This is a genomic window from Pseudodesulfovibrio karagichevae, assembly GCF_041414475.1.
Classification (GTDB): domain Bacteria; phylum Desulfobacterota; class Desulfovibrionia; order Desulfovibrionales; family Desulfovibrionaceae; genus Pseudodesulfovibrio; species Pseudodesulfovibrio karagichevae.
Genome location: NZ_JBGLYH010000003.1, coordinates 103,578 through 130,096, shown reverse-complemented (window position 1 = coordinate 130,096; position 26,519 = coordinate 103,578). Strand labels below are relative to the sequence as shown.

21 protein-coding genes and 1 other RNA gene are annotated in these 26,519 nt (G+C 62.9%); 7 read left to right on the top strand and 15 right to left on the bottom strand.

Annotation, left to right across the window (positions count from 1 at the left end; translation table 11 throughout):
* Positions 1 to 119: 119 nt before the first annotated feature.
* Entirely contained in the window at positions 120 to 725 is a 606-nt protein-coding gene (locus AB6M95_RS02250) for a LysE family translocator (protein ID WP_371385103.1), read from the bottom strand.
* A gap of 6 nt (positions 726 to 731) precedes the next feature.
* Positions 732 to 1,565 (bottom strand): AraC family transcriptional regulator, encoded by an 834-nt coding sequence (locus AB6M95_RS02245; RefSeq protein ID WP_371385102.1) that lies wholly within the window; start codon positions 1,563 to 1,565, stop codon positions 732 to 734.
* A 436-nt stretch (positions 1,566 to 2,001) separates the two neighbouring features.
* Between AB6M95_RS02245 and ssrA the strand changes: the two genes are divergently transcribed.
* Positions 2,002 to 2,387: a transfer-messenger RNA gene (ssrA, locus tag AB6M95_RS02240) on the top strand.
* A 94-nt stretch (positions 2,388 to 2,481) separates the two neighbouring features.
* On the opposite strand, the gene AB6M95_RS02235 is transcribed toward ssrA, so the two are convergent.
* The 6 genes from AB6M95_RS02235 to AB6M95_RS02210 form a co-directional block, all read right to left on the bottom strand.
* Positions 2,482 to 3,903 (bottom strand): aldehyde dehydrogenase family protein, encoded by a 1,422-nt coding sequence (locus AB6M95_RS02235; protein WP_371385101.1) that lies wholly within the window; start codon positions 3,901 to 3,903, stop codon positions 2,482 to 2,484.
* Positions 3,900 to 4,472: a TetR/AcrR family transcriptional regulator gene (locus tag AB6M95_RS02230; protein WP_371385100.1), complete on the bottom strand. Its 573-nt coding sequence runs from the start codon at positions 4,470 to 4,472 to the stop codon at positions 3,900 to 3,902. The genes AB6M95_RS02235 and AB6M95_RS02230 overlap by 4 nt, the downstream gene beginning before the upstream one ends.
* 166 nt (positions 4,473 to 4,638) lie before the next feature.
* Positions 4,639 to 5,391 (bottom strand): flagellar motor protein MotB, encoded by a 753-nt coding sequence (locus AB6M95_RS02225; RefSeq protein ID WP_371385099.1) that lies wholly within the window; start codon positions 5,389 to 5,391, stop codon positions 4,639 to 4,641.
* 12 nt (positions 5,392 to 5,403) lie between these two features.
* On the bottom strand, positions 5,404 to 6,168 hold the full coding sequence (locus AB6M95_RS02220; protein WP_371385098.1) for an OmpA/MotB family protein: 765 nt from the start codon (positions 6,166 to 6,168) through the stop codon (positions 5,404 to 5,406).
* 21 nt (positions 6,169 to 6,189) lie between these two features.
* The gene (locus AB6M95_RS02215; RefSeq protein WP_371385097.1) at positions 6,190 to 6,942 is read right to left on the bottom strand and encodes a motility protein A; all 753 of its coding nucleotides are present in this window, start codon (positions 6,940 to 6,942) and stop codon (positions 6,190 to 6,192) included.
* Positions 6,943 to 6,945: 3 nt separating this feature from the next.
* Positions 6,946 to 8,064 (bottom strand): flagellar assembly protein A, encoded by a 1,119-nt coding sequence (locus AB6M95_RS02210; protein ID WP_371385096.1) that lies wholly within the window; start codon positions 8,062 to 8,064, stop codon positions 6,946 to 6,948.
* 278 nt (positions 8,065 to 8,342) lie between these two features.
* Here AB6M95_RS02210 and AB6M95_RS02205 point away from each other — a divergent pair, with 278 nt between their 5' ends.
* Together AB6M95_RS02205 and AB6M95_RS02200 are read left to right on the top strand one after the other, a co-directional pair.
* Positions 8,343 to 8,732 (top strand): flagellar protein FlaG, encoded by a 390-nt coding sequence (locus AB6M95_RS02205; protein WP_371385095.1) that lies wholly within the window; start codon positions 8,343 to 8,345, stop codon positions 8,730 to 8,732.
* Positions 8,733 to 8,874: 142 nt separating this feature from the next.
* Positions 8,875 to 9,174 (top strand): hypothetical protein, encoded by a 300-nt coding sequence (locus AB6M95_RS02200; protein WP_371385094.1) that lies wholly within the window; start codon positions 8,875 to 8,877, stop codon positions 9,172 to 9,174.
* Positions 9,175 to 9,250: 76 nt separating this feature from the next.
* On the opposite strand, the gene AB6M95_RS02195 is transcribed toward AB6M95_RS02200, so the two are convergent.
* From AB6M95_RS02195 to AB6M95_RS02185, 3 genes are all read right to left on the bottom strand, one after another.
* Complete coding sequence (locus tag AB6M95_RS02195) at positions 9,251 to 12,841, bottom strand: PEP/pyruvate-binding domain-containing protein (protein ID WP_371385093.1); 3,591 nt, start codon at positions 12,839 to 12,841, stop codon at positions 9,251 to 9,253.
* Between the two features lie 363 nt (positions 12,842 to 13,204).
* Complete coding sequence (locus AB6M95_RS02190) at positions 13,205 to 16,906, bottom strand: pyruvate carboxylase (RefSeq protein WP_371385092.1); 3,702 nt, start codon at positions 16,904 to 16,906, stop codon at positions 13,205 to 13,207.
* 43 nt (positions 16,907 to 16,949) lie between these two features.
* A complete protein-coding gene (locus tag AB6M95_RS02185) occupies positions 16,950 to 17,846 on the bottom strand; it encodes a biotin--[acetyl-CoA-carboxylase] ligase (protein ID WP_371385091.1) in 897 nt (298 codons plus the stop codon).
* Between the two features lie 50 nt (positions 17,847 to 17,896).
* Here AB6M95_RS02185 and AB6M95_RS02180 point away from each other — a divergent pair, with 50 nt between their 5' ends.
* A complete protein-coding gene (locus AB6M95_RS02180) occupies positions 17,897 to 19,000 on the top strand; it encodes a tRNA nucleotidyltransferase/poly(A) polymerase-related protein (protein WP_371385090.1) in 1,104 nt (367 codons plus the stop codon).
* A gap of 110 nt (positions 19,001 to 19,110) precedes the next feature.
* The gene (locus AB6M95_RS02175) at positions 19,111 to 20,019 is read left to right on the top strand and encodes an exopolyphosphatase (RefSeq protein ID WP_371385089.1); all 909 of its coding nucleotides are present in this window, start codon (positions 19,111 to 19,113) and stop codon (positions 20,017 to 20,019) included.
* Positions 20,020 to 20,028: 9 nt separating this feature from the next.
* On the opposite strand, the gene AB6M95_RS02170 is transcribed toward AB6M95_RS02175, so the two are convergent.
* On the bottom strand, positions 20,029 to 20,802 hold the full coding sequence (locus AB6M95_RS02170; protein ID WP_371385088.1) for a hypothetical protein: 774 nt from the start codon (positions 20,800 to 20,802) through the stop codon (positions 20,029 to 20,031).
* Positions 20,803 to 20,947: 145 nt separating this feature from the next.
* Here AB6M95_RS02170 and sucD point away from each other — a divergent pair, with 145 nt between their 5' ends.
* Positions 20,948 to 23,026 carry a succinate--CoA ligase subunit alpha gene (gene sucD / locus AB6M95_RS02165; RefSeq protein WP_371385087.1) on the top strand — a complete coding sequence of 693 codons (2,079 nt, stop codon included), beginning with the start codon at positions 20,948 to 20,950 and terminating at the stop codon, positions 23,024 to 23,026.
* A gap of 12 nt (positions 23,027 to 23,038) precedes the next feature.
* Positions 23,039 to 24,097: a glycosyltransferase family 4 protein gene (locus AB6M95_RS02160; protein WP_371385086.1), complete on the top strand. Its 1,059-nt coding sequence runs from the start codon at positions 23,039 to 23,041 to the stop codon at positions 24,095 to 24,097.
* A gap of 40 nt (positions 24,098 to 24,137) precedes the next feature.
* On the opposite strand, the gene AB6M95_RS02155 is transcribed toward AB6M95_RS02160, so the two are convergent.
* The 3 genes from AB6M95_RS02155 to AB6M95_RS02145 all read right to left on the bottom strand — a co-directional run bounded on the left by AB6M95_RS02155 (position 24,138) and on the right by AB6M95_RS02145 (position 26,503).
* Positions 24,138 to 24,593 (bottom strand): metal-dependent hydrolase, encoded by a 456-nt coding sequence (locus tag AB6M95_RS02155; protein WP_371385085.1) that lies wholly within the window; start codon positions 24,591 to 24,593, stop codon positions 24,138 to 24,140.
* A gap of 26 nt (positions 24,594 to 24,619) precedes the next feature.
* Positions 24,620 to 25,189 carry a TetR/AcrR family transcriptional regulator gene (locus tag AB6M95_RS02150; RefSeq protein ID WP_371385084.1) on the bottom strand — a complete coding sequence of 190 codons (570 nt, stop codon included), beginning with the start codon at positions 25,187 to 25,189 and terminating at the stop codon, positions 24,620 to 24,622.
* Between the two features lie 153 nt (positions 25,190 to 25,342).
* Positions 25,343 to 26,503 (bottom strand): SufB/SufD family protein, encoded by a 1,161-nt coding sequence (locus AB6M95_RS02145; protein ID WP_371385083.1) that lies wholly within the window; start codon positions 26,501 to 26,503, stop codon positions 25,343 to 25,345.
* Positions 26,504 to 26,519: the final 16 nt, after the last annotated feature.

Below are 26,519 nucleotides of genomic sequence, written 5' to 3'. Positions count from 1 at the left end.
CCAACCGTCACCGACTCTCGCCGGACGGAAAAGGTCCCTGAACTCTTCGTGATTCCAGGGACTCCCGTTCACCTATTTGGGAAGGCCGAGGCGGCCCCGGACCGCGCCGCACCGCAGCATCAGCCGACAAACGCGAGATAGACGTGCTCGTAGGCCATGTCTGCAGCCACGAGGAAGAGCATGGCCCCCATGACGTAATTCAGGTATTTAAAATACCGTGCGTTTTGGATACGCCGGGAGACCAGAGCCCCGATGGCCGCATAGGAGAGGGGCGCTCCCACGCTCAAGGCGCCCAGCGCCAGGGACCACCCCGCCACCGCCGCCCCCCCGATCCCGGCGGCCGGGAACTGGATCGTGGTCACGGGCAGCACCACCATGAACGCCTTGGGGTTGAGCAACTGCATGAACAGGCCGTCCTTGAAGTCCATGGCGGCGACGGGCTTCCCGCTCCTCACCAAATCCACATCCGAGGACACGACCTTCCAGCCGAGGTACAGTATGAAACAGGTTCCGAGCCCGGCGATGACCGGCAGCATGGAGCCGCCGACCACTGCCGTCCCGGCATAGCCCACCAGGGTGAACCAGAAGGCCAGGGCCGTGCCCACGCCAAGGCAGAACGGGACGTGCGCGGACGGACTGCGCTGCATGCCGCAATTGAGGCTGAGGATATTGACCGGACCGGGGGTATACATGACCCCGATACAAAACAGGAAGATGCCGAGCATGGGAACCTACTTGGTGAATTGGATCTGGTACTGGCGGGGCGTGAGGCCGTAGGCGCGCTTGAAATGCCGATTCATGTGGCTGACGTCGAAAAAGCCGAACCGGGCGGCCACGTCCGTGGATGGCGTGCCCTGGGCGAGCTCCTCCCGCACCCTGTTGATCCTGTGGTTGATGACGTACTGGTGCGGGGTGAGCCCGAACTGACTCCGGAACAGGCGAATGAAATGGTATTTGGACAGATGGGCGGCGCGGCTCAGATCGTCTATGGAGAGGTCGTCCCCGATGTTGTCGTGGATGTAGTCCCGGGCCCGGAGCAGGAGCGCGTCCTTGCTGTCGGTCCAGCCGTCCGGTCGGTACAGGCCAATCCGGCTCGTCAGCCGCCGGGCCAGGCCATACAGGCAGGACTCGATCTCGAGCCCGCTGCGGTTCGGGGCCTCCACCAGCCGGGCCGTACGCAGGATGAGCGCGCGCAGGACCGGGTCCGAGAAATTGATCTCCCTGGCGCGATACTCCGCCAGACAGCCATCGGCCGCGCTCCGGGCGAGACCGTTGAACATGACCGGGTCGAGATACAGCATGGTGTATTTCAGTGCGGTTTCATCCCCGGGATTGCCGTTGTGCGCCTCGTCCGGGTTGAACAGGATGATGTCGCCGGGCGAACTGCGGAACCGCTCCCCCTTGCAGGAGAACTCCTGCAAGCCGTCCAGGGTCACGCCCATGGCCACTTCCTCGTGGGCGTGCCTGCCGTAGGCGAAATCCGACATGACCGCGTTGAGCACGGTCACGCCCAGGTCCCGCCCACTGTTGACGAATTGAAACGTATTGTCTTTGGCTGCCGACATCCCTAGCCCTCTGTTCCGTCCGTGATACCCAACTCCCGCGCCCAAGGCTTGGACAAAATTGCGCAGTTGCCCCACGCCCGCGAATCGAGACCGGACTATCCATGAAGTAGCCACTGCGCCGCAGCCGTCAAGCATGCTCCTCCGTCCCCGCGCCCCACCTGTTCCGGGTGAGTCTAGACTCCGGACGGGAGGGCCTTGGATTCCAACCTGCCGGACTCACAAACGATCCGTGTCCCCATTCCAAACAATGCGCAAACCACCATATTTTTATCTAGAGTATATCTAGACTTTCTCTAGATTAGATGCATTCATGCGATAAAATTCACTTTTATCCATGAATATTGCTCGAATGCTCTTTTCGGAAAAAACACCGGTTTTGGTTGCCAAACGGTCACCAGAACTTATATAGGACATGTCCCGAACGGTTCTTTGAAATGGGGGCGCACTGGTTTCGACGGGGATAGTTGAAGCCGAAGCCGCAGGTCGAGGTTGGTCGATGGCCTCGTTAAAATCGACCACAAAGATAATTGCCAACGACAATTACGACTACGCAATGGCTGCTTAATTGCAGAGTTGCACCTGACAACATAGCTTGTCACGATTCACCCGCCGACGCCTTATAAGCGGAATGAATCGTCAAATCATAGGGCTAGCAAGCCGAGGTTCGATCCCTGCCGGAGCTGCGAAACACTCAAAGGATCTAGTTCGATGGCCGTCCGGCCCGGAGCAAGCCATCGAGCGAAACCTTAATCCGGACCTAAACCTGTAGACGCTTTCGCGGATCGTTCTCGGACGGGAGTTCGACTCTCCCCGCCTCCACCATTTCTCGAGAAGAAAAGGCCCTGCCGACATCGGCGGGGCCTTTTTTCGTGGTCAAGGCCCCGCCACGTTGGGTGGCCAGGCAAGAAGGAATCGGTCAGGCGATCACCTTGGGCTCCAGGTACGTCTCGAGCCCCCAGCGGCCTCCGGCGCGGCCCAAACCCGATTCCTTCATGCCCCCGAGCGGAGCGGCCGGTCCGGCCACGACCGCGCCGATCGTATCGTTGACCACGACCATGCCCGCGCGGATGCGACGGCCTATCCGCTGGGCCCGGTCCGGGTCGGCGGAACTGATGAAGGCAGCCAGGCCGTACACCGTGTCATTGGCCATTTCCACGGCCTGTCCCTCGTCTTCATAGGCCATGACCGCGATCACCGGACCGAATATCTCCTCCTGGGCGATTCGCATGGACGGCGACACCTTGGTGAAGATCGTCGGCCGCGCATAGTACCCCACCAGCCCTTCCGGATGGCCAGGTCCTCCGGCCAGCAGTTCCGCCCCCTCGTCCAGGCCGGACCGGATGTACGCCTGGACCGTATCAAACTGCTTCCGGCTCACCAGTGGGCCGATGAACGAGTCCGCATCGCGGAGGTGCCCGATCTTCAGCTTGGCAACTGCGCGCTTCAGGCTCGTCTCCACCTCGTTCAGCCGATTTTTCGGCACCAGCAGCCGGGTCCCGGCGTGGCAGGCCTGTCCGCTGTTGGAAAACCCGATGACAAGGGCCAGGGCGACGGCCTTGTCCATGTCGGCGTCGTCCAAAATGACGTTGGGCGATTTGCCCCCCAGCTCCAGGCAGAACCGCTTCATGGTCCCGGCCCCCAGCGCAGCGATTTCCTTGCCCACGCGGGTCGAGCCCGTAAAGTTGATCATGGCCACATCCGGGTGCCCGCACAAAATCGGTCCCAGTTCCTCGCCCCGCCCTTCCACGACGTTGACCACGCCCGGCGGGATGTCGGCCTCCCGAATGCACCGGCACAGGAGCTCCGTTTCAAGGCCGTTGTTCTCGCTGGGCTTGACGACCACGGTGCATCCTGCCGCGATGGCCGGGGCCAGTTTGCCGCAGATATGGCCGTAATCGGCATTGAAAGGCGTGATGGCCCCCACGACGCCCACCGGCTCCATGACGACCAGCTTCTGGCCCGCCGTCATTTCAAAAGGATAGTCCCGCAAGGTTTCACGGGCCTCAAGAAACGCGTTCGCCGCGGCGCGCGTCCGGCCCACAGTAGCCGTTATGGGAGATCCGTATTCGAGGATCGCCGTTTCAACCAGCGCGTCTTCCCGTTTTTTCAAGGCCTCGTGCAGACGAAGGAGCATCTCCCCGCGCTCGGCGACCGACGTCGTTGAAAAGGTCTTGAACGCTTCTCTGGCCGATTCGACGGCGTCCAGCATATCGCGCTCATCGCCCAGGACCGTCCGCCCGATGATTTCCGCCGTGGAGGGATCGTACAGATCGAACAGGTCGGTGCCCCGAGTGGGTTTGAACTCCCCGTTGATGAACGATCGGTCGATGGTCTTCATTTTCTCTTCTCCTCCCGCAGGCAAACCTTGATGCACAGGGCCATGCGAGCCATGAATTCCTCGTGGGACAGCCCCGGCTCCTTCCAGCTCAGACCGCACACGAACAACACTTGAGCGATATCCGACGCGAAAACAGCGGATTCCCTGCCCGCCGCCGCAATGGCCCGGGCGATCTCGCGTCGGTACATGGCCTGGTACTGCTCGCCGTCCTCGTTCGCTATCCGCAGACCGGCCACGGCCACGTCGAGCGCGCCGCTCGCAAAGGTGTCCTTGTGCCGCCCGAACCATACCTCCATTGCGGTCAGAAGCCGGGCCGAAAGTGGCTGGCCGGGCTGCTCCAGATACGCCCGTACCAGGCCCAGCCCCTGGTCCAGATAATAGCGGAGGCTTGCCTGAAACAATTCGTGTTTACTGGAGAAATGCAGATACAGGCCCTGCTTGGACAGATCTGCGGCAGCGGCTAGGCTCTCCATGGAACTCTTCCTGTAGCCCAGACGGCCGAACACGTGGATGGATTCGGCCAGGATACGTTCTCTGGTGGATTTCTCCAAATCGATTGCGTTATTCATGTTGACCATAATGACCTAAACGGTAAAGCTGGTCAACATTGCTTGCAGGGCACACGCCCGCTCCGGATACAGGCGGACGCATGGAACAAGACATCCCGTCTTCCCCTCGGGGAAACGGGATGCTCCCGGCCACAATGAACGAGGCTCTTGGTGCGGGATCAGCGGCCTACCACTTGGAGCGGCCGGGCGGGAGGAAGAAGAATTCCACGCGGCGGTTGGCGCGGCGGTTTTCCTCGGACGTGCTCGGCAGCAGCGGCTTGGAGCCGCCGTAGCCCACGGCCTTCATGCGCGTGGCCGGGATGTCCGAGTGCTCGAGGATGAAGCGCAGGCAACGGGCCGCACGGGCGGCGGACAGGGCCCAGTTGGAACCGTACTGCCTGGACTCGGGCGCTTCGCCGTCGGTGTGGCCCCGGATGACCACATTGAAGTCGGTCTTCTTCATGGCGTCGATGACCATCTCCAGGGCCTGCTCGGCCTCGGCGGTCAGCTCCACTGACCCCTTGTCGAAGACCACCTGGTTGCTCAGCCGGAGCATAACCCCCGACTTGTCCGAGCTGACCTTGGCCATGTGGGTCAGGTCCTTGGCCCGGATGGCCTTCTTGAGTTCCACCCCGAGCTCGACTATCTGCCTGTTCTCCCGGACGCTCGCACGCTCCTTGAAGGACGTGTCGGCATACGGAACGGACAGGGCGGAACTGTCCTCGTACTGGACGCCCAGGGCCTCCTGGATGGACCCCATGAGCTTCCGGAAGTTGGTCACGTCCTGGTTGGTGAAGGACAACAGCAGAACGAAAAAGCACAACAGCAGCGTGACCATGTCGGCGAAGGTGGCCATCCACGGCGGAATCCCCTCATCGGGCTTGGGCGGATCGGACTTGGGCCCTCCGCCCTGCTGTTCCATCGCTTCCTTTTCTGCCATATTCCCTTGTTCCTACCAGGCGTCCCGTTGGGGCATGTGCATGTAGAATTCGACCCGCTGGTTCCTCAACCGGTCCGTCTCGGTGTCGTTGGGCACCTCGGGCCGGGTGTCCGCGTAGCCCACGGCCTTGGCCCGATTGATCTCGAACCCGCCCTTGTTGACGATATAGTCCAGGGCCACGGCCGCGCGCGCCGCGGACAGCTCCCAGTTGGACGGATACTTGGCCGTATGGATGGGCCGGTCGTCCGTATGGCCCCGGACCACAAGATTCAGCTTGTAGTCCTTGAGGACCTTGATCACCGCGTCCAGTATCTGTGCGGCCTCGGGCCGGAGTTCGGCGGTGTGGGGCTTGAACAGCGCGGCCGAACTGGCGCTGAAGACCACGCCGTCGCGGTCGGCGCTCACGCCCGCCCCTTCCTTGAGCTTCACGTCCATCTTCTCGATCATGGATTTGACGCGCATGACCACGGACAGGAGCATCCGCTGGTCATGGGAGATGGACGAGGCCATCTTCTCGATCGTCTCGGAACTGGTGTTGAACTGAGCCATCTCGTCGGAGACCGCCCGGACCTCCTTGACGCCGAAGGCCCCCTTGAGCGAGCCCAGCGCATCGCGAAACTTCTCCTCGCTCTGCTGGGCAAAGGACAGGAGGAGCACGAAAAAACACAACAAAAGCGTGACCATATCAGCGAAGGTCGCCATCCACGGCGGCAACCCCTCGTCGCCCGGCGGGTCTTCCGGCGGCTTTCTGCGTATGACTTCTTCGGCCTTGGCCATGGATTCTCCGCGTGCCGGAAACTAGGTCGTTTCGCGCAGGGCCGGGGACAGGAAGGCCTGCAGCTTTTCCTTGACCACCGACGGGTGGTCGCCGCGCTGCAGGGAGGAGACGCCCTCGATCATGATCTGCATGAACAGGACGTCCTCGGCGGACCGCTCCTCCAGTTTGGTGGCCATGGGCAGGAACATGACGTTGGCCATGATGGCCCCGTAGAAGGTGGTCAGCAGGGCCACGGCCATGGCCGGGCCGATGGACGAGGGATCGGACAGGTTGGAGAGCATGTTGACCAGGCCGATGAGGGTGCCGATCATGCCGAAGGCCGGGGCCATGGTGCCCATGCCCTTGAACACGGCCTGCCCCTGCCGGTGGCGCTGCTTCATGAATTCCAGCTCGATCTCCATGACCGACCGGACCAGGCTCTCACTGGAGCCGTCCACGACCAGCATCACGCCCTTCTTGAGGAACTGGTCGTCGATGTTGACCTTTTCCAACGCGACCAGACTTTCCTTGCGGGCCGTGTCGGCCAGGGAGGTGATCAGCTTGATGATGTCCTGCGGGTCGGCCGACTTGAACAGGAAGGTCTTCATGCCCACCTTGAAGGCGTTGATGACCACGCCCATGGGGAACATGATGAAGGTAACGGCAAAGGTTCCGCCGATGACGACCACCACCGAGGGGATGTCGATGAAGCCCGCCGCATTGCCGCCCATGAAGATGGTTGTGATGACCAGGGCGAAGGCCCCGACCAGGCCTATAAGAGTTGCGATATCCATATGCTATTTCTTGCTCTTTGCAGCTGAAGCGCCGATTTTTACTTCACCGTTGTCATGGTAGAAGAAGACATCTTCCAAAAAATCATCAACCTTGTAATACGCCGAACCAATACATATTTCCACGCCCGGCTTGACCACGCCCGGGACCATGACCCGGCACTCGTCCAGCCTTTCGGTGGCGTAGATGCCGTCCCACAACTTGACCTTCATGTTCTTGAGCAGGTCCAGCTCCTTGCGGGCCGACTCCAGCCTGGGCTGATATTCGGCGCGAAATTCCTCGCCCTTGTTCAGGATCTTCTCGAAGGAGGCGATATCCTCGTGCAACACCTTGATCCGCGCGTTGTACCGCTGGTCGGCGAAGAGCAGCGAGGGCTTGTATCCCAGGACCAGGGAGGTGTCGGTGTCCATGCCGCCCCCGAGCTGCTCGCCCACATAGATATAGCTGTAGGCGCAGATGTACCCGCCGGTGAGCCGTCCGCCCACGGCCAGCCGCCTGCCCGCATAGACGTCGCAATGCATCAGCGCGCCCTTGATCATGATGTCGCCGCCCGACTGCAGGGTCGCGTACTCGCAAAAGGCCAGCTTCATGTCCTTTCCGGCCTTGAGCAGCGCCTGTTTGCCGCCCTTGACCCCGCCCCTGCAGTCCAGATTGCCACGGGCCTTGATGGTCGCTCCATCCACCTGGTCGTTGACCCGCACGTCCGTGGCCTCGATGGTGAAGCCGCTGCGCACGGACCCCTCGACCACCACATTGCCCACGAAGTCCACATTGCCCGTATGGTAATCGATGTCGGAGTGGACCGTCAGCGGGTTGCGGACGAGAATCCTCCCTTCCTTGTAGCAGACGTAGCCGTCCACGGCCGCAAAGAGCTTGTCCGGGGCATTTCGCTTGATGCCTGTGCCCTTGCCCGCCGGAAAGGATTTCTCCTCGGACACGAAGCGCTCGTCCAGGTCCTCTCCCGCCTCTTCCACGGGAATCCATTCCGCGATGAGATCCCCTGCGGCCACATTCACGACGAATTGGCGCTCGTGATGGTCCACGCTGCCGTCCGCCTGTTCTTCCGGCTTGAGCTTGGCCGGGTCCCAGTCAGGGTCGAAGTAGTGTTTCAGGAAAAACGGCATTGCCCCTCTGGAGGATTAGATGGGAAGGCCGACCGCCCGCCGAGGCGCAGGACAGCCATGAAGACTCAAGCAAACCGGCCTGTTACAAGCCTGATTCAAGACAACGGGATCGTATTGAATTATCGACTTTGCGTCAATGATTATCAACTTTTGCGCACCATGCCCAATACTTGTCATCAAATATTGCCTTACCCTAAAGAAAACGTTGATTGCGCCGATATTGAACGTAAGAGGCATATTAGGTTGGGATGATTCGTGCAACACCAGGGAGGGAGACCATGAATATCCCCATGATGAACATCGACATGAAGCAAGAGCTGCGCTCGGAGAGCGTTGTTCCGACCAAGGCTGTGCATAAGCCGTCCGTCCAGGACGGCTCGGCCCGGCGCGATGACGTTGTCGTGGCGCAGGACAAGGCTCAGCCGGACAAGCACTCCGACACCCCCACCAGGGAAGAACTGAAGACCTTGATCGCCGAGGCCGAAAACAGCCTCGAGTCCAAGAACATCAAGTTGAAGTTCAACGTCCTGGAAAACAACGACACGATTCAGGTGGAGATCGTCGACTCCGACGGGAAGACCATCCGCAAGATTCCGGAGGACGACCTGCTCAAGCTGACCAAGTCCCTGAAGAGTCTCGGACAGGGGTTCCTGGACAAGATGTCCTAGGCCGACCCGCACGCAGCCACGGATCGCGCCCCAGTTCACCGGCTGGGGGCGTCTTTGGCGCTGGCCCCTTTCTCATGGGCTTGCCAACCACCGGGAGCTCGGGCATAGTCAAATGGTACAATGCCCAACCATGGAGGCAACCATGTCGGACATCAGCATATCCACGGACACGATCCAAAGCATGAGCCTGGACAGCCAGCTGCTCGGCCCGGAGTCCCTCGGCAACTACCGCGACGAGATCGGTTCGGGCGTCAACACCGTGGGCGGCCCGGACAACCGCGAACAGACCGTGGCGGGGCTGGAGGTCACCTCCCGGACCCAGGACTACCTCGGCGCGGGCACGGACTTCTCCTCCACCGGCACGGACATCGACATCCAGCAGACCATGCACCAGCTCGCGGCTCAAACCGGCATCGGGACCATCGCCGACAAGATCGCCTGACCCCCCTTCCCCTGAAAACGAAAAAGCCCCGGCCAGAACGGCCGGGGCTTTTTTTATCGTCGTTGCGCGCAGGGGGCTACCACTGCTTCTTGCGCTGCTTTTCCAGGGCCGCTTCCTGCTCCTCGAAGGTGGCGAAACCGGCGTGGTGCATGGCGTCCGCCACGGTGTTGTGCCAATCCCAGCTGGCGTAGATGACCGGCTTGTGGAAGGTGGCGCGGAACTGCTCCATCTCCTGGCGGTAGAACTCCTCCTTGGGGGTCTCCATGTGGTCGCGGAGCTGTTCGCTGAAGCGGTCGAGCTCGCCTTCGTACCATTCCATGAAGTCCTCGGGGGACTTGTACTTCTTGAGGATGTGGCCGTAGCTGTTGGCCTCCAGGAGCTCCTGCAGCTTGACCATGTGCTGCTTCTTGAGCCAAGCCCCGAGATCGCTGGTCTTGATGTTCTCGGACTCGATCTCTGCCATGTCCAGCTTGGTCTGGTGGTAGGTGTCGGGCACGACCGAGGCGGACACGATGCCCGCGATGGCCACCAGGCCGCGCAGGATCACGGAGTTGGACACGCCCTGGCCGCAGAAGCCGACCTTCTTGCCTGCCTTCTGGCCCGCGAAGATGGCGGACAGGATGGCCCAGACGACCGCCGGGTCCTCCTCGTCGTAGATGTGCTGGAGGCTGGCGTTGTCGCGGTCCGTGGCCAGAACCATCTGGGTCATGTCGTTGGAACCGATGGAGAAGCCGTCGACTTCCTTGAGGAATTCCTTGCACAGGATGGCGTTGCTCGGGATCTCGGCCATGAGGATGACCTTGAGGTCGTCCTTGCCGGACTCCAGGTTGTGGACCTGCTTGAGGTAGCGCTTCATGGAGCGGGCCTCTTCCAGGGTGCGCACGAACGGGAACATGATGGACAGGTTCCGGCCGCCGTAGATGCCCCGGGCCAGCTTGAAGGCCTCGAGCTCCCAGTCGTGGATGTTCCGCGAGACGCCCCGGTAGCCGATCATGGGGTTGTCCTCGTGGGCCTCGAACAGGGAGCCGCCCAGCAGGTTGCGGTACTCGTTGGACTTGAAGTCAGTGGTCCGGTAGACGATGTTGGAGCCGTAGAAGGCCATGGCGAACAGGGCCAGTCCCTGGGACAGGGTCTGGATATAGTTCTCCTTGCCGGTGGTGTAGCCGCGCGATTCGAGCAGGCGGCGGATGCGGTCGGGCAGGGTCGCCACTTCGTCCATCTCGGACTTCAACCCCATCTTGAGGGCCACTTCCTCGCGCAGCCGGGTAATCTTGTCGAGATGGGCCACGAACTCGGGATCCTCCTTGAGACGGGCAACATACTCGGACACGGTCTTCTCATGCTGCTGGCGGATCTTCCACGCCTCGGTGCGGACCGACGGAGTCGGCTCGAGCATGTCGTGGTAGCCCAGGACCACGGCCACGTGGGCCTCGGGGTCGATGGAGGTCTTGAGCACGTCGAGGCGCTCGGTGGCGTGGGAGATGTGCTCGTCGAGCTTGTGGTCCATCTCGCGCAGGCGGCGGTGCATGGCCAGGACCTCGTCCGTGCTGCGGGCGCCCTCCTGCTCGGCCAGGGACTCCATTTCGCGAGCCAGGCCGGTGATCAGGCCGACGTACTCACGCAGCTTCAGCGGCATGGTGATCAGACCGGAATCCAGCTGCTCCTTCATGACCTTGGTCAGATGGTGGTCCATCTCCTGGAGTTTTTCCTCGACCAGGTCGTTGAGGACGTCCTTGTCGTAGGCCTCGAGCGCCATGGGATGGACGCCGATGTTGCCGAGCATGAACTCGGCGCGCAGCAGGCCGACCTCGAAGTCGGGCACGTTGCGCAGGCGGGACAGGAACAGGGCCTGGCCCACGTCGGCCAGGATCAGGCCGACTTTGGTCTTGGTGGCGGGCAGTTCGCTGACGTTGATCTCGCCGCCAACCTCGACCAGGGGCAGTTCGCCCCGGTAGACCTTGCCCCGGGAGCCGTCCACGGTAACCTGCTGGCCGTCCATGGAGCGCAGGGCCTCAAGGCGCTGGATGCCGATGATGGCCGGAATGCCCAGCTCGCGCGAGGTGATGGCCGCGTGGCTGGTGTCGCCGCCCACGTCGGCCAGGATGGCCGAGGCGATGCGCATGCCCGGAACCATGTCCGGGTCGGTGCGCTCGGCGGCCAGGATGTCGCCCTTGTTGATCTTGTTCAACTCCAGGGCGGAACGCAGGTACTTGACCGTACCCTGGCCCGCGCCCCGGGACGCGCCGTTGCCTTCGAGGATGACCTCGGCCGAGTCGATGGCCTTCTTGTCCACTTCGAGGCGGCGCATGAAAATGGTGTGCGGATGGAATTCGAAATCCTCGTTCCAGCGGGTCTCGGGACGGGCCTGCACGAACCACAGACGGTCGGTCTTGTCGATGCAGAACTCGGTGTCCATGATCATTCCGCCGTAGGCCCGGGAGATGTTGCGCACGCCCTGGGCCACGGTCTCGGCCTGGGCGATGGACAGGGCCCAGCGGAAGACCTCGTTATCGGCGACCTTGACCACGTGGGTGCCGCTGCCGTCCTCCTTGTAGACGATCTTCTTCTGCTTGCTGCCCATGTAGCGAATGACCACCTCACGGCCGCCGTCGCGCTGGAAGACGTAGAACTTGTCCGGGGTGACCATGCCGCCGACGACCGCCTCGCCCAGACCGTAGCTGGCGTCGATGGACACCAGGTCGTTGCGGTCGGTGCCGCGGCAGCCGGTGGCCGTGTCCGCGCTGAACGCCGTGCCCGAGATGACCGGATTGATCATCCGCATGATGCACACGGACAGGGAGGTGTGCTCGATGGCCCACTCCTTCTTGGCGGTCTCGGCGATGGAGTCGTCGCCGGTCTTCTCGGCCTTGGTGATGGCGTCGAGAATGGCCTCGCGGCGGTAGGTCATGGAGCGCAGGTTGTAGGCCGAGGCGCAGTCCCAATGGTAGGCCTCGAGGCACTCGTCCTCGCCCACTATGTTAAGGTAGGTGTCCTGGAGTCCGGCAAAGGCCTTCTTGCGGCTGTCCTCGCCCGCCGCCGAGGAGCGCACGGCCACGGGAACATCGTCCAGCCCGGCTTCCTTGCAGATGGACTTGTAGGCGGCCTTTACTTCCTTGCCGACCTCCTCGGGCATTTCCACGGATAGGATGGCCGACTGGACCAGGACCGAGCGCATGCGCAGCTGGTCGATGCCTTCCGGCGAGGTGGCGAAGCCCTCGACCACGTTGTTGATGAAGGTGCGCAGCCGGATAGGCGTGCCGGACTGTTTCTTGGACTCCTCGCGGATCTTCTTGCCCACTTCGCGGACGAAATGCTGGAGGTAGTCGGAGTCCTCGTTGACCGCGTCGGAGTACCAGTCCGTCTTGTTGTACTCCTTGTCCACCGTGGACCGGACCACGGCGGCGTTCACCTTGGTCTCGTCCAGGAGAATATGAAATGCATTGGAGGAAATGGCCCGGAACTCCGGGGCGCGGATGCCCGCCACCTGGCTGATGATGGCCGTATTGTAGTTCTTGCCGCCGACCAGAAGTTCGGCGTCCTCGCCGATCTTCTTGATTTCGGCGCCGTTCAGGACGAGCTTCTGCTTGAGACTCTCCACCTTGGCATCGGGCTTTTTGACTTTGGCCGCCGGTGCGTTATCCGTTGCGTCATTCTTGGCTTTGGCCATCTCTTCCTCCTGGTATAACCGTGCTGGTCGGACGACGTGTCTACCTTGTCCATACCCTGAATCCACGGCGCTTTCTATTTTGAATCATCAAAAAAGAACAATCAAAACCTGAGTTTCGAATTTCCGCTTACAGGGTTATTTACCGCTTCGTCAACGAAACAATTGGTCCAACCACTATGCCAATTTTTCCAATTTAACTATCCAAAAACAGTCCGGAATTGATCGTCCGCTAATTCTATGCGACCCAAAAAACAAAGGCCGACGCGCCATTAAAGCGCGTCGGCCGATTCATTCTCGACATTGGCCCGCCGAGGGACGGCGAGTGGTCGAATCAGACCAATTCTATTGGCTATGTTATTTTTTTTACAGTTTCTGGCCGCAGTTGGGGCAGAAGTTGCAATCCTCCATGGGCACGTCGACCTTGCAGGTGGGACAGGTGCCCGCCTCGGGTCCGAGCTCCACGAGCAGCTCCCCTTCCACCACCGGGATCATCTTCTTGTCCTCGGTGTAGTTGGCGGACTTGATGACCCGGCGGACCATGCCGCTCACCGGCGCCAGGACCGCCTTCTCCTGCTTCATGATGGAGATGTTGAACAGCTCCTCGCCCGCCTTGACGCGATCGCCGGGGCGGACGTGGGTGACCCACAGGTCGCCGTTGCTGGGCGAGCCCACGTGGCAGACGTTGGCCGGGTCGGCCATCTCGGTGGCGTCCTTGCCCCCGACCTCGGCCTCGGCGACCTTGACCTGGTGGCTCATGATCTCGGAGTCGAGCACGTAGCGGACCACGGCCATGCCGTTCTCGTCCGGCTCGGAAATGTCCAGGATGCGCATGAGGTGCGGCTTCTTGCAGTTGCCCTGGAACTCCAGAACCTCGCCCTTCTCCAGCCCCTCGAACCAGACGTCCACGGGCAGGTTGTTGACGTTGCCGAACTTCTCGCAGAAGTCGATGGTCTTGATGGCGTCGCCCGGATGGTTGAGATACATGATGAACTCTTCCTCGGAGGGCTGGCGGTGCAGGCGGGACTGCAACGCCTTCTTCTCGGCCACCAGATCCACGTCCTTGAGGGTGGTCAGCGGGGACGCCTCGGTGCGCTCCTTGATGGCCGTCTCCCAGCCGGAGCCGAACGCGGACTGGTAGACCCAATCCTCCGGGAACCCCAGGGGCAGCTTGCCGAACTTGCCGAGCAGCAGGTTGCGGAAGGCGTCGTTGGAGTCGCGGTACAGGTCGAGCCGCGCCTCGCGCTCGAGATCGGTCAGTTCGTCCTCGCGGCACAGGGTGACCACGTCCAGCATGTTCAGCAGCCGCCGCACTTCCCGTGCGCCGCCGCGCTTGTACGCCCCGGTCACGGCCAGGAAGGCGGTGTTCCAGGTGATCTGGGAGCCCGGGGTGACGTCGTGGTAGCGGACCACCTTGCGGGTCCCCTCCAGGAACTTGAGCATGTACGGCAGCAGCCTGATGTAGCCCTGCTTGAGCGCACCTTCCTGGGAGGAGGACGTCGCGCCGCCCGGCATGCCGTGGCGGACCACGTCGTGGTCGATGCCCTGGAAGTACGGAGCGGTATAACGGTCGTAGTACGGCATGATCTGCTTGAGCCGGAAGTTGGTGGCCCGGATCATGTCCTTGTCGAGATGGGTCTTGAGCCCGATCTCGTCCTCGATGTAGGCCGCCGTGGACAGGACCTCGCCCTGCCCGTACCAGCGCACCGATGCGCCGATGGCCACATCCACGATGTGCGCGCCGGCCTCGGCGGCCGCGCCCATGGTCGGGACGAACAGGCCGTCGGTGTAGTGCCGGTGGCTGTGAATGACCAGTTCGGGATATTTCTTGGTGATGGCCGAGATGAGCTCGCGCATGAACCTCGGGGGGCACACGCCGCCCATATCCTTGAGGCCGAGGATGATCATCTTCTCGGCCTGCTTGGGGGTCACGCCCGCAGCCTCGGAACACATGCGGATGATCTCGTCGGTCACGGTCATGTAGCGCTCGACCGTGAAGCCCTTGGCCCAGGACAGGGAGATGGCGGGCTCGAAGATGTTCCGCTTCGAGTTCATGGCCACCTCGGCGAACGGCCGCATATTATCGACATGGTTCAGGAAGTCGAAACAGCGGATGACTTCGTAATGCTCGTTGATCATCTCGCCGGTCAGCCGCATGACGTTCTTGGGCTGCGGTTTGTAGCCCAAGATGTTGGTGGACCGGATGAGAATCTGCTTGAGGGTGTCGGGCGCGAACTTGTTCCACTCGGCCGCCTCGGTGAACGGATAGGTCATGTTGGCGAGCATGGCCACGTGGAAGTGCGCGCCGCCGCCGTTCTCCAGGGAGAAGAAGCCGCATTTGTCGAGCGAGGGGCCGATGATGCGGTCCTCGGCCAGACGGAACCGGTTGCCGCTGTTGGACTGGGTGATGTCGCGGGTAGTGGTGTCCGTCATGTGGATGATCCCGGCCTCGCGGTCCGTGCGCAGGGTGTCCAGGATGGCGTCGCGGTCCATCTTGCGCGAGAAACGCGGCTCGAACCAGGAGGACACCTCGGGCGGCTTGGCCAGGTGGAACCGGCCCACCCGCTTGTCCTCGCGGCCCCGGTATTCACCGAGCTGGACGAACTTGTTGTAGCCCTGGGCCGAGATCTCGGCCACCAGCCGGGTCAGGCGCAGGGAATCCGGCTCGCGGTCGGAGTAGTCCATGAGCTCGGCATAGTTCTGGCGGACGAAGTTGGTATCGTAGTCCGCCTCGATGAACTTCAAATGGTCGATGATCTTGCGGTGGAAGGGAATGGTCGTCTTGACCCCGCCGATCATATACTCGCGCAGGGCCCGGCTCATCAGGGCCACGACCTTCTTCCAGGAGTTGCCGTAGGCGATCAGCAGGGCGGCCGCCGAGTCGTAGTTGGACGGGAAGCGGTAGCCGTCGCCCACGCAGGAGTCGATGCGGATGCCCTGCCCGCCGGGCGAGACGTACCGGGTCAGACGCCCGGAGTTGGGTTCGAAATGCTTCTGCGGGTCCTCGCAGTTGATGCGGCACTGCATGGCCCACTGGAACGGCTTGGTGTTCTCTTCGTTCAGGCGCAGCTTGGCCCCGAAGGCGATGGCGATCTGCTCCTCCACCAGGTCGATGCCGTAGCGGCACTCGGTGATGCCGTGCTCCACCTGGAGCCGGGTGTTGACCTCGATGAGGTATGGTACGCAGTCCGCGTCCACCAGGAACTCGACGGTGGCCAGGGAGTAATAGCCTACGGCCGAAACCAGCCGCCGGGCGTACTCCTTGAGCCGCTCGCGCAGTTCCGGGGTGAATTTGGGCCACGGGGACGGGGTGATCTCGATGAGCTTCTGGTGGTTGCGCTGGACCGTACAGTCGCGCTCGTCCAGGCAGAACACGTTGCCGTACTGGTCGGCGACGACCTGGATCTCGATGTGGCGCACCGAGGTCAGCAGCTTCTCGACATACAGGCGCGGGTTGCCGAAGGAGGCCTGGGCCAGGGCCGAGGCCTTGGAAAAGGCGTTTTCCAGGTCCTCTTCCTGATAGACTTCGTAGATGCCTCGGCCGCCGCCGCCGCCCTCGGCCTTGAGCATCACCGGGAAGCCGATCTCCTGGGCGATCTTGCGCGCCTCGGGGATGGACACGGCCCCTTCGGAGCCGGGAACCACGGGAACGCCCTGCTCGATGGCCAGCTTGCGCACGGCCACCTTGTTGCCCAGGACGCGCATGGGCTCCTGCTCGGGACCGATGAAAATTATCCCTTCCTTGGCGCATTTGGCCGGGAAGGAGTCGTCCTCGGAACAGAACCCCCAGCCGGGATGGATGGCCACTATGTTGTTGGCCTTGGCCTCGTGGATGATTCTGTCCTGATCAAGATACGCACGGGGATCGGAGCCGAGCATCAGGAGCTCGTTGGCCCCTGAGGACGCCGGAGAGGTTTTATCGACGTCGGTGGCGGTCATTATCGCCTTGGCGTTGAACATTTCGGTTATGGAACGGCAGATGCGCCTGGCCGGGATACCCCGGTTGGCCACCAGTATCCGCTTCCCCTTGACCTCTTCAAGTACCTGTTCAAAGGACTTCGGCTGCATGAATCTCACTGGTCTCCTACGACAGAAATGACTGAAAATACCCTTATGCCCGTCCCGCCCCATGCGGAACATGGAGAGGAAATATCGACCCCGAGTAGAGCACCGATTCTTCTCCGCCACGACGCAGAACAAGTCCACCATTCAAGGAAAGGCCCGCCAAGAGAGCCTCATAGGAGCTATCATCTCCTTCCTTGACCAAGATAGTTCGTCCGAACCAGGCGAGTTTGCTCTCGAACATAGAGATGAATCGAGGGGGTGGAATCTCGTCGAGCATTACTGCATACACGTTTTTCCCATGGTTTACAAGCTGATCGAGGAGGGCTACGGGGCCCGCCGAAAAGAACGGCAGCCGGATTTTCGCGGCTGGCGCCGAATGATCTTCGCGCATTTGCGAGTCCTCCGGACAGTCGGCGAGATTCAGGCCCACGCCGACGATGGACGTGCCGTTTCGCTCTTCGATCAACATTCCGCCAACCTTCCGTCCATCCTGAAGAATGTCGTTCGGCCACTTGACCCGGAGGTCCGCCCCCAGACCGCTCAAGACCTCGCTGACCACGTGCCCGACCACCAGCGGAAGGAGGGCGGACAGGGCGTCGGCCCACGGTCCTTCGGCGGGCGCGGGCGGGAGCACGATGGAGGCGTGCATGTTGCCCGCCAGGGACGCCCACGGGCGCCGCAGCTGTCCCCTGCCCTGGGTCTGCCGGGTGCAGATCACCGCGCCCCACGGGCCGAGCAGCCCGTCGGCCGCCAGCTGGGAGGCCAGTTCCATGGTGCTTGAGCAGGTTCCGGCCACGACCACGGTGCCGTGCGCCAGCCCGCCCCCCTTCTGCCAGCCCTCGGGGACTTCAGCCTCGTCCGCCGGCGTCCAGGGGCCGTACTCCCGCAGGTCGGCCTGCCAGAGCGGATGCGCCGGCGGCTCGCTGGCGGCCGCCGGTTCCATGAGAAAAATTCCTTGTGGAAGCATGGGTTACCTTGTGCTACACGTGGGCAATGAAAGTGTACCTGGCTGGCGGCGCGGTCCGCGATCTCCTGCTCGGCAGGCCCCTGCACGACAGGGATTACCTGGTCATGGAATCCACCCGCGAGGAATTCCGCCGGGCCTTTCCCGGCGCCCGCGAGGTGGGCCGGACCTTTCCGGTCTTCCTGGTGGACGGCCTGGAATTCTCCTTCCCCAGGGCCGGTTCCCTTGATGAAGAATTAGAATCCCGCGACCTGACTGTCAATGCACAACTGCTCGACCAGGACGGCGAACTGATCTGCCATCCGCAGGGATTCGACGACCTCGCGGCGCGCATCCTGCGCCCGGCCTCGGCCCATTCCATGACCGACGACCCCCTGCGGGTCCTGCGCGCCGCCCGTTTCGCCGCCCAACTGCCGGACTTCACCGCCCATGCGCAGCTCATCCAAGCCATGCGCGAGGTCGGCGCCTCGGGACGGCTCGAGGGCATCTCCGCCGACCGGGTGGTGCCGGAACTGCGCAAGGCCCTGGAAAGCCCACGGCCCGGAAACTTCCTGCGGGTCCTGGCCGAGGCGGACTGCCTCCTGCCGTGGTTCCCGGAATTCGAAGCGGCCCGGTCCATTCCGGCTGGCCCCCCGCCCTATCACGACAGCGACGTGCTGACCCACACCTGCCGGGTCATGGACGACCTGGCCGGAGACCCGGTGGCCGTCTGGATGGGGCTGGCCCACGACCTCGGCAAGACCCTGACGCCCAGGGAGCGGTTGCCCCGCCACTACGGCCACGACCTGGCGGGCGCGCCCCTGGCCGAGGCCGCCGCCCTGCGGCTGCGCATGCCCAACGAATACAAGACGGCGGGCGTGAAGGCCGCGCGCTGGCACATGACCGCCGCGCGTTACGGCCATCTGCGCCCCGGCACACGGGTCGACCTGCTCATGGACCTGCACCTGTCCGGCACCCTCGCCCCCCTGTTCAAGCTCGTCCTGGCCGACCACGGCGAGGACCACTTCGAGCAAGCCCGGAAGGAACTGGCGGCCATCCTGCCGGTCCGGCTCGCCCCGGAGGACATGAACCACGGGGCCGAGTCCGGCGAGAAGCTGCGCATGCTCCGCGCCCAGGTCCTGCGCAACGGCTGACCGCCGTCGGACGGTTTTGACAAATATTCCGCAACCGTCTAATAATTCATCATCCTGCACAAGACGGGCGAATTAAACCGGCAACCATCCGTGATACATGAGGAATCCGCATGAGACTCGTGACCCGATCCGACTTCGACGGCCTGGCCTGCGCCACCCTTCTCAAACAGCTGGGCATCATTGACGATTATCTGTTTGCCCACCCCAAGGATCTGCAGGACGGCCGGGTGGAGGTGACCGCCAACGACATCCTGGCCAACGTGCCCTATGTGGAAGGTTGCGGCCTGTGGTTCGATCACCACACCAGCGAAAAGGACCGATTGGGCGACATCGAATTCGAGGGCGAGAGCAAGCCCCTGCCGAGCTGCGCGCGGGTGGTCTACGAGTACTACGGCGCGGACAGGTTTCCGGCCGCATGCGAGGATTTCGTCAAGGCCGTGGACAAGGTCGATTCCGCGGACCTGACCGTCGAGGAAATCACCCGCCCCACCGGCTGGATCCTGCTCGGCTTCATCATGGACCCCAGGACCGGCCTCGGCCGCTACCGGGACTACCGCATCAGCAACTACCAGCTCATGCTCGACATGATCGAGTACTGCCGGACCATGACCGCAGAGGAGATTCTCGAGATCAACGACGTGAAGGAACGCGTGGAAAAGTATTTCGGGGACGCCGAGAACTTCGTCCGGATGCTCCGGGACAACGCCGAGGTCCACGGCGACGCGGTGGTCCTGGACCTGCGCAGGCAGGAGCCCATCTACTGCGGCAACCGGTTCATGGTCTACACCCTGTTCCCGGAGTGCTCCATCAGCGTGCGCGTCATCTGGGGATTCAAGAAACAGAACGTGGTCCTGACCGTGGGCCACTCCATCCTCAACCGGACCAGCAAGGTGGACGTGGGCGCGCTGATGCTCACCCTGGGCGGCGGCGGGCATCGGGCCGTGGGCACCTGCCAGGTTCCGGAAGCCGAGGTCCCAGAGACCCTGGAAAAGGTCCTCGCCCGGATCAACGCGGCCTAGGGGCCGGGCTCAGCGCCCCCGGAACGTGTCCACGGCCTTGCGGACGTCGTCCGGGCGCTCCGCGTAAACGCGCTTGCAGAACCGCTTCAGGGCGGGCTCAACCTCGTTCAACGGCGGCAGCTCGACCACCTCGGGGAAGTGGTACCCGTCGAAATCAATGGGCATGAAGCACATGTCGCTGTCAAACCCCTCGCCCCTCCGATAGCAGACGTCGCCGAGAAGGTCCTCCCGCTCCATCTGCTCGGGGTTCATGTTCTTCATTTCCCGCAGGACGGACGACACTGACCGGTCGTTGTTGGCCTTGTGGATTTTCTCATTGATGATGTCGGCGATCTCTTCCAGCCGTTTGTAGTGCATGGTCATCCGCTTGCGGCCGGGCCGCTTGGGGTCGTTGTAGCACCGCCCGTGGATATAGTCGCGGAGGGCGTCGAAGAGCCCCCGGTAGGCCGCTTCCACGCAGTGGACGTACCGCCCCTTGCCGGTCAGGGCGAAGGGCAGGGATTGGTGGACCAGGATGGGAGCCCCCTCGGACGGGGGGATGCGGCAGGATTCAAGGCCGAGCTCGGCGCAAAACGCGTCCGCCGTGGCCTCGTCCAGAAGCAGGAGGCGCAGGGTCGCGGCCGCCCGGAACAGGTTCTCGATCACGGGCAGGAATTCCTCGACCATTGCCGCGAAGGCCTCCAGGGCGTTGTCCAGCTCCTTCCGGTCGCCAAAGAAGCTCTCGGCCATGTCCGAGATCACGTCCGCTTGCAATTGGTCGGCATAATCACTGATATCTGACACGATTCCTCCGCTTTCAGGGCTTTTTTCCACCTGAGTAATCCATTTTCCCCTCAAATCATTCCATGGTCAATATATTTACATTGATTCAAGCGCTCAAACCCACTAAGGTTCCTCCGTCCCCTAAGCCATAGACCAGGAGCCATTCATGTTACTCGACGAACACAATAGCAAACTCCTCTTCGAATCGGCCACAATCCCCGTCCCCCAAGGCGCGGCGGTCTTTCCCGGGGAAGAAGACGACTTCGCCCCCGGCTACCCCCTGCCCTGGTTCCTCAAGGCCCAGGTCCTGTCCGGCGGACGCGGCAAGGCCGGGGGCATCCTGCGCATCGACGACCCCGCCGAGTTCCCGGCCAAGGCCCGGAAGCTGTTCGGCCGCGAGATCAAGGGCGAACCCGTGCCCTTCATCCGGGTGGAACCGGGCGAGGACATCGCGCACGAATTCTACCTCTCCCTGACCGTTTCCCGCGAACGGCGCTGCATCCTGCTGACCACCGGCCGCCAGGGCGGCATGGAGATCGAAAAACTGGGCGCCGACAACCTGCTGGTCCAGGAGATCCGCCTGCCCGGCGGACCGGCCCCGCACCAGGTCCGGGCGGCCTTCTTCCACCTCGGCCTGGACAAGGAGCGGTTCAAGGATTTCGCCGGACTCCTGGACCCCCTGTTCCGCTGCCTGCTCGACAACGGCCTGCTCCTGGCCGAGATCAACCCCCTGATCCTCACCCCGGACGGCCGCCTGGTGGCCCTGGACGGCAAGGTGGAGATGGACGACAACTTCGTGGACCTGCACCCCGAGGCCGAGGCGTACCACCAGCGCGTGCACGCCGCGCCCGAGGAGAACATGGCCCGGGACGCCGGGCTCTCCTTTGTCCGCCTGCCCGGCTGGGTCGGGCTGATGGTCAACGGCGCGGGGCTGGCCATGGCCACCATGGACCTGCTCAACTTCTCCGGCCTGCCCGCCAGCAATTTCCTGGACCTGGGCGGCGCGGCGGACCAGAAACGCATGGAGACCGCCCTGGAACTGCTCTTCGGGGATGACCGGGTCAAGGCAATTTTCATCAATCTCTTCGGGGGAATACTTTCCTGCGAAAAGGTCGCCATGGCCATGCGGGGAGCCCTCGGGGGCAAGTCGCCGGAAAAGCCCATCGTGGTCCGCATGTCCGGCAAGGACGCCGAGGCGGGGCTCAAGGTTCTCCGGGAGCTGAACGTGGACAACCTGCACATGGCCGGGGACATGCAGGCGGCCATCGCCATCCTGGACGCCATCCGGCCCGCCGGAACGGTGCCCGTGGACTACCCCGCCCCCCTGGACCTCCCTCTGGGCTCGCGCCCCGCCCCCACCGGCTGGCGGAGCGAGGCGGCCTTCGCCATCGGCGCGGACACCCCTGTCCTGGTCCAGGGCATCACCGGCCGCGAGGGCCAGTTGCACACCCGGCTCATGCAGGAGTACGGGACCAACGTGGTGGCGGGCGTGACCCCGTTCAAGGGTGGGCAGGAAGTGCTCGGCGTCCCGGTCTACAATTCCATCGCCGAGGCCAGGCAGCACCACGACATCGGCGCGTCCATCATCTTCGTGCCCCCGCGCATGGCCGCCGACGCCGTGGACGAGGCCGTGGCCAACGAGATTCCGTGGACAGTGTGCATCACCGAGGGCATCACCCAGCACGAGATGCTGGCCGCCTTCGAGCGGGCCAAGGGCTCGTCCACCCGCATCGTCGGCCCGAATACGCCGGGCATCATCGTTCCCGGCCGGACCAAGATCGGCATCATGCCCACCCTGCCGTTCATGCCCGGACCGGTGGCCGTGCTCTCGCGCAGCGGCACCCTGACCTACGAGGTGGCCGACCGCCTGACCAGGGCCGGAATCGGCCAATCCGTGTGCGTGGGCATCGGCGGGGACCCGTTCATCGGGGTCGATTTTGTTGATATGTTCGAAATGATACGAAATCACGACCAGACCAGGGCCGTAATCGTCCTTGGTGAAATCGGTGGACAGGCGGAAGAGAATCTGGCTGAATACGTCCTCCGTACGGGGTTCGACAAACCGGTCATCTCTTTCATCGCCGGACAGACCGCCCCTGCGGGCAAACGGCTGGGCCACGCCGGAGCCATATTGGAGGCGGGCGGCGGCATACACGCCAAACTCGAAACCATGGGCAAGGCCGGATTCGCGGTCTGCCCCAGCCTGGAAGCCGTTGCCGAGACAGCGGCGAAGGCGTTGAAATAAAAGAGGTTTACGTTGAAGGTATTGTTACTCGACCTGGGCAAGATCATGCGCGGCGGACAGCGCCAGGTATATTATCTGGCGCGGGCCCTGCATCGTGCCGAACGGTTCGAGCCCCTGGTCGCCATACCCGGGGACTCGCCGCTCAAGCCCCTGCTCCTGGCCGACGGCATTCCCTTTACCGAACTCCCGGGCCACACCGACTACAATCCCATGAACATCCTGCGGGTGCTCGGGATCGTCAAATCCTTCAAGCCGGACGTGGTCCACACCAACGACGCCAAGGGCGCGTCCCTGGGGGCCATGGCCAAGAAGCTGCTCAACACCTTCCGCCTGGTCCACAGCCGCCGCGTGTCCTACCGCCTCAAACCGGGCTGGAGCAAGAACAAGTACCTCCTGGGCGACATCCTGGTGGCCGTGAGCCGCGAAATCCAGGAGGTCCTGGTGGACTGCGGCGTGCCCGAGGAAAAGACCACGGTCATCCACAGCGGCATCGACCCGGCCATGTACACCACCGAATCGCGCCACCACCCGGTGCTGACCCTCGGCGCCGTGGGCGCGCTCAGCTCGCAGAAGGGATTCGAGGTCCTCATCGAGGCCCTAGCGCACCTGCGCAAATCCCCGGACATGCCGAACTGGCAATGCATGATCGCGGGCGAAGGCCCCCTGCAGCAGGACCTCAAGAAGCAGGCCGAAAAGCTCAACCTGGCGGATTCCATTCTCTTCCTGGGCTACCGCGACAGCCGCGAGGTCCTGCCCGAGATCGACATCCTGACCGTCCCGTCCGTGGACGGCGAGGGCTCGAACGCGGTCATCAAGGAAGGCTGGGCCACCCGGACCCCGGTGATCACCTCGGACCTGCCCTCCAACCTCGAACTGGTCACCCACGAGCGCGACGGCCTGGTCTTCAGGAACCGCGACGCGGCCGACCTGGCCGCCTGCATCGTCCGGCTGGTCAACGACCGGGAGCTGTGCGACCGCCTGCTCGCGGGCGGCGCGGAATCCGTCACCGGCTACACCGACGTGAAGATGGCCGACCGATACATGGCCCTGTACAAGGGACTGCGGGGCTGATCTTCGGCCGGATGCGGTGATCGCGGCCCGATCACCGGAGTTATCTGAATTCTCCGTCCAGAACCAGGTGGGAAAAGTAGCCCAGCACAAAGGCGGCGTAGAACGGCGCGAACTGCTGGACGAGCCCTTGCGTCTGCATGAAGAAGGGAATGACCACGATGGGCAGCGGGACCACGATCATGGCCCACCATGTGTGCGTCCAGCCCCTGTGCGAGCCCACTGCCGGAAGCATGGAGAAGAGCCCGAACCAGGCGGCCCAGACATACAGTCCCCTGATGATCAGCCCCAGGTCGACCAGCACGAAGACCGCGTAATAGAGATTCTGCCCCTTGGAATTGGTATCCACGTCCGGGAACAGCGCTCCGAGCAGGCAGAAGCCCAGCAATCCGGCGGCCAGGAGCGGATCGAAGACCATCCAGCCCAGCATGACCACGCCCACCAGCCCCATGATGCCGAAGAACAGCCCTCCGGCCAGATGTCCTCTGTAATCAGGCATGAAAAAAAACGATACGGCGCACGACGCTAGGCGCAGACGCTGCGCAGGACGAACTCCCTGGCCTCGGCGAACAGGCCGGGGATGTCGTAGGGCGTCAGGAACCGGGTGCGGACCGCGCCGACGATGACCCCGTAGACCATGAAGGCCGTCTGGGGAACCGGCAGGTCCTTTATGGAGCCGTCCTCGATCCCCCGCCGCAGGATGTCCTCGATGATGTGGATGAGGTCCAGGAACTTGGCCGCGATCTTCTCGCGATCCAGGTCCGGGTTGTCGTCGCTGAAGGGCGAGCACCGGATGATCGTGGGGAAGGTCTTCTCATGCTCAATGGTGAAATCCAGATAGGCCCTGACAAAGGTGCCCATGGCCTCGCAGCCCGAGGTCGTCTCGTCGAGGGCCCGGCCCAGGTCGGTGACCATGTCGTTGATCAACTCGGCCCCGGCCACCATGAACAGATTTTCCTTGGACTCGTAGTAGTGAAAGACCAGGCCCGAAGCCACGCCAGCCTGCTCGGCGACCATCTTCATGGTCGTGCCCGCATAGCCGCAACGGGCAAACAGTTCCTGAGCTGCCAGCAGGATCCCTTCCTTCTTCGTCATTCGGCACTCCCTGTCGCGTCGCTATTCTTGAAAAATGAATGCCATTGATTAGTACGTCGACACGGTTTGTTCAAGGGCAAATACAATCCGCTCCGGCAAAACAAAAGGGGCGGTGGCCGAAGCCGCCGCCCCTCAAACTTGCATCGTCATCCGCTACATGGCGCTGGAAGCCTGCAACTCCTCGATCTGCTTGTCGATTTCCTGCCGCAGACGGTCGGGAAGCCCCATGATGTCGGTGTTCAGGAAGCCGCGCACGATGGTCGAGGTGGCCTCGTCCTCATCCATGCCCCGGGCCATGAGATATTCGATCTCGTCCTGGGCGATCTTGCCCACGGAGGCCTCGTGGGAGAGCTCCACGCCCTCGGCCGTGCCGTCCAGTTCGGGGATAGCCCAGATGCGCCCGCCGCCGAGGATAAGCCCCTGACATTCCAGGTGGCCCTTGCTCGGCACGTGGTGGGCGGCGATGTGGCCCCGGTTGATGATGGTTCCGCCCGCGGCGATGGTCCGGGCGATGATCTCGCACCGGGTGTCCGGGGCGTTCATGATCACGCGGTTGCCCATGTCCAGGAGCGAGCCCTCGGTGGCGACCACCACGGAGTTGAAGCGGGCCACGGAGTTCCGCCCGTTCAGGGTGATGGCGGGATACATCTGCAGGTCCTTGACCGGCTTGAGCAGGACGTAGTTGTTCAGGAACTTGCCGCCCTCCTCGACCACGCCCGCCGAGCGCGGGCGCACGGCCACGGAGTCGGACCAGTTGTGGACCATGGTGAAGGTCAGGGACGCGTTCTTCTTGACGAAAAACTCGGAGATGCCCAGGTGCGCGCCGGACCGGGTGCCGTGGGCCACGGAACAGCCGGTGATGATGTGCGCCTCGGCCCCCTCCTCGATGATCACGAGGTTGTGGACGTTCTGGCCCACGTTCTCGGACTTGAGCATGAGACAGGACTGGATGGGGTCCTTGATCTTGGCCCCGGCTTTGACCCGGATGAAGTAACCGCCGTGCAGGTTGTCGTAAGCGGACCGGGTGAACTCGTCCTTGTCCTTGTCCACCAGGGTCCAGAAGTACTCCTTGAGGCCGTCGTACTTCTTCAGGGCGTCCTTGATGTCCATGATCTCCACGCCCTCGTCCCTGGACTGACAGTGCACCGCGGACTGGTCCATCTGCAGGTAGGAGGCGGAACGGGTGGACAGGTCGGAGACCACGCCGGCCATGAGGAGCTGGTCCTTGTCCTCGTCGGACAGGGCGCTCAGATCGGTGATGGCCTCCTGGTTGAGGCCGTCAAACTTGAAATTCTTCAGATCGACTTTACTCATATCTATATCTCCCGTG

Coding starts and splice junctions, on each gene's coding strand:
- AB6M95_RS02250 (WP_371385103.1), bottom strand. CDS start 725: ATGCTCGGCATCTTCCTGTTTTGTATCGGGGTCATGTATACCCCCGGT.
- AB6M95_RS02145 (WP_371385083.1), bottom strand. CDS start 26,503: ATGAGTAAAGTCGATCTGAAGAATTTCAAGTTTGACGGCCTCAACCAG.
- AB6M95_RS02215 (WP_371385097.1), bottom strand. CDS start 6,942: ATGGATATCGCAACTCTTATAGGCCTGGTCGGGGCCTTCGCCCTGGTC.
- AB6M95_RS02245 (WP_371385102.1), bottom strand. CDS start 1,565: ATGTCGGCAGCCAAAGACAATACGTTTCAATTCGTCAACAGTGGGCGG.
- AB6M95_RS02180 (WP_371385090.1), top strand. CDS start 17,897: ATGAAAGTGTACCTGGCTGGCGGCGCGGTCCGCGATCTCCTGCTCGGC.
- AB6M95_RS02200 (WP_371385094.1), top strand. CDS start 8,875: ATGTCGGACATCAGCATATCCACGGACACGATCCAAAGCATGAGCCTG.
- AB6M95_RS02220 (WP_371385098.1), bottom strand. CDS start 6,168: ATGGCCAAGGCCGAAGAAGTCATACGCAGAAAGCCGCCGGAAGACCCG.
- sucD (WP_371385087.1), top strand. CDS start 20,948: ATGTTACTCGACGAACACAATAGCAAACTCCTCTTCGAATCGGCCACA.
- AB6M95_RS02235 (WP_371385101.1), bottom strand. CDS start 3,903: ATGAAGACCATCGACCGATCGTTCATCAACGGGGAGTTCAAACCCACT.
- AB6M95_RS02190 (WP_371385092.1), bottom strand. CDS start 16,906: ATGCAGCCGAAGTCCTTTGAACAGGTACTTGAAGAGGTCAAGGGGAAG.
- AB6M95_RS02155 (WP_371385085.1), bottom strand. CDS start 24,593: ATGCCTGATTACAGAGGACATCTGGCCGGAGGGCTGTTCTTCGGCATC.
- AB6M95_RS02175 (WP_371385089.1), top strand. CDS start 19,111: ATGAGACTCGTGACCCGATCCGACTTCGACGGCCTGGCCTGCGCCACC.
- AB6M95_RS02185 (WP_371385091.1), bottom strand. CDS start 17,846: ATGGAACCGGCGGCCGCCAGCGAGCCGCCGGCGCATCCGCTCTGGCAG.
- AB6M95_RS02205 (WP_371385095.1), top strand. CDS start 8,343: ATGAATATCCCCATGATGAACATCGACATGAAGCAAGAGCTGCGCTCG.
- AB6M95_RS02195 (WP_371385093.1), bottom strand. CDS start 12,841: ATGGCCAAAGCCAAGAATGACGCAACGGATAACGCACCGGCGGCCAAA.
- AB6M95_RS02210 (WP_371385096.1), bottom strand. CDS start 8,064: ATGCCGTTTTTCCTGAAACACTACTTCGACCCTGACTGGGACCCGGCC.
- AB6M95_RS02225 (WP_371385099.1), bottom strand. CDS start 5,391: ATGGCAGAAAAGGAAGCGATGGAACAGCAGGGCGGAGGGCCCAAGTCC.
- AB6M95_RS02150 (WP_371385084.1), bottom strand. CDS start 25,189: ATGACGAAGAAGGAAGGGATCCTGCTGGCAGCTCAGGAACTGTTTGCC.
- AB6M95_RS02230 (WP_371385100.1), bottom strand. CDS start 4,472: ATGAATAACGCAATCGATTTGGAGAAATCCACCAGAGAACGTATCCTG.